This is a genomic window from Caldicoprobacter sp. (assembly GCF_047459465.1).
Classification (GTDB): domain Bacteria; phylum Bacillota; class Clostridia; order Caldicoprobacterales; family Caldicoprobacteraceae; genus Caldicoprobacter.
The window spans coordinates 1-6,540 of sequence record NZ_VSCO01000102.1 but is presented as its reverse complement, the minus strand read 5'-3'; the positions used below and the strand labels follow the sequence as shown (position 1 = coordinate 6,540).

Sequence of the window (6,540 nt, the reverse complement as noted above, 5' to 3'; positions counted from 1 at the left end):
GTTCAGCCCCATTCAGGGGATCAGGCTAACATGGCTGTATACTTTGCGGTGCTGGAACCGGGGGATACCATTATGGGTATGAACCTGGCTCACGGCGGGCACTTGACCCACGGTAGCCCTGTAAACATTTCGGGTAAATATTTTAAGATTGTCTCCTACGGGGTTGATGCCGACACCGGTTATATCGATTACGACGAGGTCAGGCGTCTGGCCAGGGAGTTTAAACCTAAGCTCATCGTGGCAGGAGCCAGCGCATATCCCAGGGTCATAGATTTTGAGAAGTTCCGGGAGATAGCCGACGAAGTTGGGGCTTATTTGATGGTGGACATGGCCCATATCGCGGGGCTGGTAGCCGCGGGATTGCATCCGAATCCAGTACCTTATGCTGATTTTGTGACTACGACTACCCACAAGACTTTGAGGGGCCCCAGGGGTGGCATGATACTCTGCAAGGAAAAGTATGCAAAACTGATTGACAAGGCTATTTTTCCCGGCACCCAGGGAGGGCCTCTTATGCACATTATAGCGGCCAAGGCTGTATGCTTTGGCGAAGCTTTAAAGCCCGAGTTTAAGGAGTACCAGAAGCAGATCATAAACAACGCCCAGGCTTTGGCCAATGGTCTTATGGAAGAAGGGTTTAATCTCGTCTCTGGTGGTACCGATAACCATTTGATGCTGGTCGATTTGCGTAATCGCGGCATAACGGGTAAGGATGCCGAAAAGATGCTGGATAGCGTGAGGATAACCGTTAACAAGAATACCATTCCTAATGATCCGCAAAGCCCGTTTGTCACCAGCGGCATCCGCCTGGGTACTCCAGCTGTCACTACCAGGGGTATGAAAGAGGAGGATATGCGGCAGATTGCTCGAGCCATTTCCCTGGCTCTGGGGGATTTTGAGAAAAACAGGGAAGAGGTGCTGGGCATAGTGGATGGGCTATGCAGGCGCTATCCGCTATACGATCATGGGGTTTTGAGATAGAGTACGTTAAGGGGACGAAAAAGATGGTCTTGAAAAAGATCATCTTTTTTGTTTTTCAAGGGCGATTATGTGCAAAGGTGGACAAATCCATTTAGTAAAGCACACTTTTATACCCATATGTTTTTAGATGAAAACTTTAAGCTGTTGTGTTAAAATTTTATTGTAAATTGACCGCTTCCATGAGAGCGGTAATTCATATATTGAGCAACATATCACAAAATAAAAAAGGGATTGAGGCGAGATGGATAAGAATATGCCTTTAGCAGCCAGGATGAGGCCAGAAACTCTGGAGGAATTTGTGGGGCAGCAGCACATAATTGGCAAGGGCAAATTGCTTTATAGGGCCATAAAGAGCGATAGGCTTACTTCGGCCATATTTTATGGGCCGCCGGGTACCGGCAAGACCACCCTTGCTTACATAATTTCTAAGGAGACCAAGTACCCTTTCAAAAAATTGAATGCTGTAACCGCGGGGGTAAAGGAGATTCGTGAGGTAGCTGATGAGGCAAGAAATTACCTGTTAAATCCCAAAGGAAAGGTTATTCTATTCTTTGATGAGATCCACCGCCTCAATAAGGCGCAGCAGGATGTATTGCTTCCCTTTGTGGAGGACGGCACCATCATCCTCATAGGCGCCACTACCGAAAACCCTTATTTTGAGGTTAACAAAGCGCTTTTGTCCCGATCCACCATATTCAAGTTTGAGCCCCTGTCGCCCGAGGAGATACGGATTATCATCGATAGGTGCCTGAAGGACAAGGAAAGAGGCCTGGGCGAGTATCCCATTGTGATTACCGAGGAGGCCATCGACCACATAGTGCGGTTGAGCGATGGCGATGCCCGGGTGGCCATGAACGCTCTTGAGCTTGCTGCTTTGACCACCCCACCCCGTGAGGATGGAAAGATATACATCGACCTTGAAGTTGCGCAGGAATGTATACAACAGAAGGCTATAAAGTATGATAAAGATGGGGACAATCATTATGACGTTGTCAGTGCTTTTATAAAGAGCATGCGAAACTACATGGAACCCGATGCCGTGCTGCATTGGCTTGCCAGGCTGGTGGAGTCGGGAGAAAAGCCCGAATTTATTGCCAGGCGTATCATAATTGCAGCGGCCGAGGATGTGGGACTGGCAAACCCAACCGCACTTCAGGTGGCGGTGGCAGCGGCTCAGGCGGTGGAGCGCGTGGGATGGCCGGAAGGCAGGATAATACTGGCCATGGCGGCCTTGTATGTGGCATGCTCGCCCAAGTCAAACTCTGCCTATATGGGCATAGAAAAAGCCTTGGAGGACGTTCGTACCAAGAATGTGGGTAGGGTTCCCATTCATTTGAGAGATTCCAGTTACCCGGGAGCTAAGGAGCTGGGACACGGCAAGGGGTACAAGTACTCCCATGACTATCCTCATGCTCGGGCCAAACAGCCGTACCTGCCTCCTGAGCTGGAAGGCGTCAGGTATTACTTCCCAAAGGATTCCGGGTGGGAGGCGAACATAAAGAAAATACTGGAAAAGCTCAGATAAAAATTTATTGACCTTAATCTTGACAAAATTACTAAGGTATGCTATTTTGTAACCATAAGAAAGCCGAGTAAATTACTCGGTTTTAAAGGGGTGGTAAAGGATGAGACTTTCCACAAGGGGGCGATACGGGGTAAAAGCAATGTTCGACCTGGCACTCAATTCTTCGGACGAGCCTGTCTCCATAAAGAGCATCGCTGAACGACAGGGCCTTTCGGAGGCTTATCTTGAACAACTGATGGCGGGCCTGCGCAAGGCTGGCCTGGTAAAGAGCGTTCGCGGGGCACAGGGTGGGTATGTGCTGAGCGACTCGCCGGACAAGATAACTGTGGGAGACATAATACGGAGTCTGGAGGGATCCATGGCCCCAGTCGATTGCGTGATAGAAGATGAGGAGACCAATTGCGAAAAAGCCGAGTACTGCGTCACCCGCCTGGTATGGGAGAGGATCAGGGACAGCATAAATCAGGTAGTGGATTCCATAACCCTGCAGGATATGATAGAGGATTACAAGAGGTTGCATCAGCGAAAAGCGAAAAATGAAGATTGAGAGTGGATGAAGAGACCATTATTCCAGCTTTAATGTGGAAGCTTCAGATTGATTAAGCAGCTATATATGTGAATTAGTGAAGACACCAGTCAGGACATAATATATACCAAAGTCAAGAATGCCCATGTTAAAACCTTACTGAAAGGAAGTGCTTGAGTATGCAAAGAAGAATCTATATGGACCATGCAGCTACAACCTATACCAAGCAAGAAGTGCTCGAAGAGATGATGCCTTATTTTAAAGAAGTTTATGGCAATCCTTCCAGCGTTCACAGCTTTGGCCGTGAAGCCCGAAAGGCTGTGGACCTTGCCAGAGAGAGGACAGCTGCCGCCCTTAACGCCTCTCCTGAGGAGATTTACTTCACTGCTGGCGGGACCGAATCCGATAACTGGGCCATCAAGGGCGTAGCGTTGGCCAATAAGGATCGGGGGAACCATATAATCACCACCTCTATAGAGCACCATGCCGTGCTCCATACCTGTCAGTATTTAGAGAAGATGGGCTTTGAGGTGACCTATCTGCCGGTTGATAGCTATGGTCTGGTTGATCCCGAGCAGGTTAAGGAAGCCATTACTGATAAGACCATACTCATAAGCGTGATGTTTGCCAATAACGAAATAGGTACCATAGAGCCCATCAAAGAGATTGGCCAGATAGCCAGGGAGCGAGGCATATATTTCCATACCGATGCGGTACAGGCGGTAGGCCAGGTACCCATCGATGTAAAGGATATGAACATAGACCTCCTATCCTTATCGGCTCACAAGTTTTATGGTCCCAAGGGCGTAGGAGCTCTTTACATCAGGAAAGGGGTAAAGCTCCATCCATTCATGCACGGGGGGGCTCAGGAGCGCAACAGGAGGGCTGGTACTGAGAACGTGCCTGGCATTGTGGGCTTGGGCAAGGCCATAGAGCTGGCTACTTCCAATCTGGAGGAGACCAGCAAAAGGCTTACTGCCATGCGGGATAGGCTGATATCCGGAGTGTTGAACAATATAGAGTATGTACGCCTCAACGGCCATCCGACCAAGCGCTTGCCCTGCAATGCCAACTTCAGCTTCGAATTTATAGAGGGAGAATCGCTGCTGCTCAGCCTTGACATGAAGGGCATTGCGGCATCCAGCGGTTCGGCCTGTACGTCGGGGTCGCTGGACCCTTCTCATGTGCTGCTGGCCATAGGGTTGCCGCATGAGATCGCCCATGGTTCGCTGAGGTTGACGCTGGGCGATGACAATACCGATGAAGACATAGACTATGTGCTGGAGGTACTACCCGGCATTGTGAACAGGTTGAGGGAGATGTCTCCGCTATTCGTACAACAAAAAGGGGGTAAACAATATGTATAGCGAAAAGGTTATGGACCACTTCATGAATCCCAGAAATGTGGGAGAAATAGAAGATGCCGATGGAATCGGTGAGGTAGGCAACGCCAAGTGCGGCGATATCATGAAGATATTTTTGAAAATAAGGGATAATAGAATAGTGGATGTCAAGTTTAAGACCTTCGGCTGCGGTGCCGCCATTGCCAGCAGCAGCATGGCCACCGAGCTTATAAAGGGTAAGACGGTGGATGAAGCTCTGGAGATTACCAACAAAGCCGTGGCCGAGGCCCTGGATGGCCTGCCGCCCATAAAGATGCACTGTTCGGTGCTGGCCGAAGAGGCCATAAAGGCGGCTATTGAGGATTACAAGAGAAAGCAACAGAGTAAGCAGGTGAATTCATGAACAAGAATCGTGTGGTCGTAGGGATGAGCGGCGGAGTGGACAGCTCTGTAGCCGCCTATCTGTTGAAGGAGCAGGGCTATGAGGTTATAGGGGTGACCATGCAGATATGGCCCAGCGATGACCCAGAGATGGTTGAAAGGGAGGGAGGATGCTGCTCCCTTTCCGCCGTTGAGGACGCACGGCGGGTGGCCAATCAGCTGGGCATCCCTTTTTATGTGATGAATTTTCAGCAGGTGTTTGACAAGGAAGTCATATGCTATTTTGTGGATGAATACTTGAGGGGCCGTACGCCTAATCCATGTATAATGTGCAACAGGCGCATCAAATTCGAAGAGCTGCTCAGGCGGGCTATGGCCCTCGATGCCTATTACGTTGCTACCGGGCATTATGCCCGCATAGAATATGACCAGCAGCGGGGCCGTTATCTGCTTAAGAAGTCGGCCACCCCGACAAAGGACCAGACCTATGCCCTGTACACCATGACCCAGTATCAGCTGGAGCACACCTTAATGCCTATTGGAAACTATACCAAAGAGCAAGTAAGGCAGATAGCGCGCCAGTTAGGTTTGAGGACGGCCAATAAGCCCGACAGCCAGGAGATATGCTTTGTAAAGGACAACGATTACGCTAAATTTGTGAGGGAGAGGGCTTCAAAGCCCATCCCCCCGGGATATTTCGTGGATACCCAGGGCAATATCCTGGGCAAGCATAAGGGCATAGTCCATTATACCATTGGTCAGAGGCGGGGCTTAGGCATAGCTCTGGGAGAGCCTATGTACGTGGTGGCAATAGACCCGGAGACAAACACCGTTGTCTTGGGGCGGCATGATGAGGTTTTTTCCAGGGGCATGGTTGTGGAAGACATAAACCTCATTTCGGTGCCCAGCATCGATGAGCCTATGAGGGTGAGCGTCAAGATTAGGTACACGGCAAAGGAGGCACCGGCCACGATATATCCGGAGGAGGACGACAAGCTCAGGGTGGTATTCGATGAGCCCCAGAGGGCCGTAACCCCTGGACAGGCTGCCGTGTTCTATCAGGGCGATGTAGTGGTCGGTGGAGGAACCATAGCCCGAGCTTTAAAATGATATATTAATTTTGAGAAAAAGGAATGCAGTTGTTTTCTTAAGCGGAACTGGCAGCGTGTATGATGCGCGCTGCCTTGTTATTTCACCGATGTTAGATACAACGTTGCTTTAAGCAGCCTTATATCCCATGCGGGACGCACATAAAAAAGCGGGGCAACGACGTAAGTGGAGTTTGTTTCAATGCTTTCAATTGTGACCTTCGTAGTGTTTTGTAAACCTAATTTATCTGAGAGATTAACCGTGGCCGTTTGAAGTCGTTGGTTGGATTAAGGATGTTCAATATAAGAGTCGGGAATGGATGGGACATAAGCCACAAAGGGTTTTTGTATGCCATCCGAGCTTGCTACTCCTTCAAAAACATAAACTGGTTGCAGATATTTTTGTTCAGCAGGTAGGCCATATTGGTAGTATGCCAGGTAAACCTCCTTTACAGTTCCCTTAGAAGCGTCACCTTCGATTGAAATTGAAGCTTTTCCAGCCTGAAGTTCTCCAAAAGCTTGTTGTATGGACTTGAGAGGGAATATGCGGTAGGGTTTCCAATCCCTTAATGAATTATGGATTCCGAGAACTTCTCCCTTGTCTCCAATAAATACGGACAGCCGGTTTACCCCAAGTATATCCATGCCGTTAATTTTTCGACTGAAATTCACAATCATAGTTTGAGGGACCTCGGG

Annotated in this window: 6 protein-coding genes and 1 pseudogene; 6 read left to right on the top strand and 1 reads right to left on the bottom strand. The window is 49.3% G+C overall.

Annotated elements, in window-relative coordinates; all coding sequences use genetic code 11:
• The 6 genes from glyA to mnmA form a co-directional block, all read left to right on the top strand.
• The coding region (gene glyA, locus FWJ59_RS07040; protein WP_414481246.1) for a serine hydroxymethyltransferase at positions 1–981 on the top strand (981 nt) is incomplete at its 5' end.
• A 241-nt stretch (positions 982–1,222) separates the two neighbouring features.
• Positions 1,223–2,506: a replication-associated recombination protein A gene (locus FWJ59_RS07035; RefSeq protein WP_414481245.1), complete on the top strand. Its 1,284-nt coding sequence runs from the start codon at positions 1,223–1,225 to the stop codon at positions 2,504–2,506.
• Between the two features lie 100 nt (positions 2,507–2,606).
• Positions 2,607–3,053 (top strand): RrF2 family transcriptional regulator, encoded by a 447-nt coding sequence (locus FWJ59_RS07030; RefSeq protein WP_414481244.1) that lies wholly within the window; start codon positions 2,607–2,609, stop codon positions 3,051–3,053.
• A gap of 158 nt (positions 3,054–3,211) precedes the next feature.
• Positions 3,212–4,399, top strand: a complete 1,188-nt coding sequence (gene nifS, locus FWJ59_RS07025) for a cysteine desulfurase NifS (protein ID WP_414481243.1) — start codon at positions 3,212–3,214, stop codon at positions 4,397–4,399.
• On the top strand, positions 4,392–4,778 hold the full coding sequence (gene nifU / locus FWJ59_RS07020) for a Fe-S cluster assembly scaffold protein NifU (protein ID WP_414481242.1): 387 nt from the start codon (positions 4,392–4,394) through the stop codon (positions 4,776–4,778). Before nifS ends, nifU begins: the two co-directional genes overlap by 8 nt.
• Entirely contained in the window at positions 4,775–5,866 is a 1,092-nt protein-coding gene (gene mnmA, locus FWJ59_RS07015) for a tRNA 2-thiouridine(34) synthase MnmA (protein WP_414481241.1), read from the top strand. Before nifU ends, mnmA begins: the two co-directional genes overlap by 4 nt.
• A gap of 266 nt (positions 5,867–6,132) precedes the next feature.
• Here mnmA and FWJ59_RS07010 read toward each other — a convergent pair.
• Positions 6,133–6,540 (bottom strand): annotated as a pseudogene (locus tag FWJ59_RS07010) (hypothetical protein); the annotation flags it as partial.

Excerpts from the sequence above, each read along its gene's own strand:
- FWJ59_RS07035 (WP_414481245.1), top strand. The coding sequence starts at position 1,223 with ATGGATAAGAATATGCCTTTAGCAGCCAGGATGAGGCCAGAAACTCTG.
- FWJ59_RS07030 (WP_414481244.1), top strand. The coding sequence starts at position 2,607 with ATGAGACTTTCCACAAGGGGGCGATACGGGGTAAAAGCAATGTTCGAC.
- nifS (WP_414481243.1), top strand. The coding sequence starts at position 3,212 with ATGCAAAGAAGAATCTATATGGACCATGCAGCTACAACCTATACCAAG.
- nifU (WP_414481242.1), top strand. The coding sequence starts at position 4,392 with ATGTATAGCGAAAAGGTTATGGACCACTTCATGAATCCCAGAAATGTG.
- mnmA (WP_414481241.1), top strand. The coding sequence starts at position 4,775 with ATGAACAAGAATCGTGTGGTCGTAGGGATGAGCGGCGGAGTGGACAGC.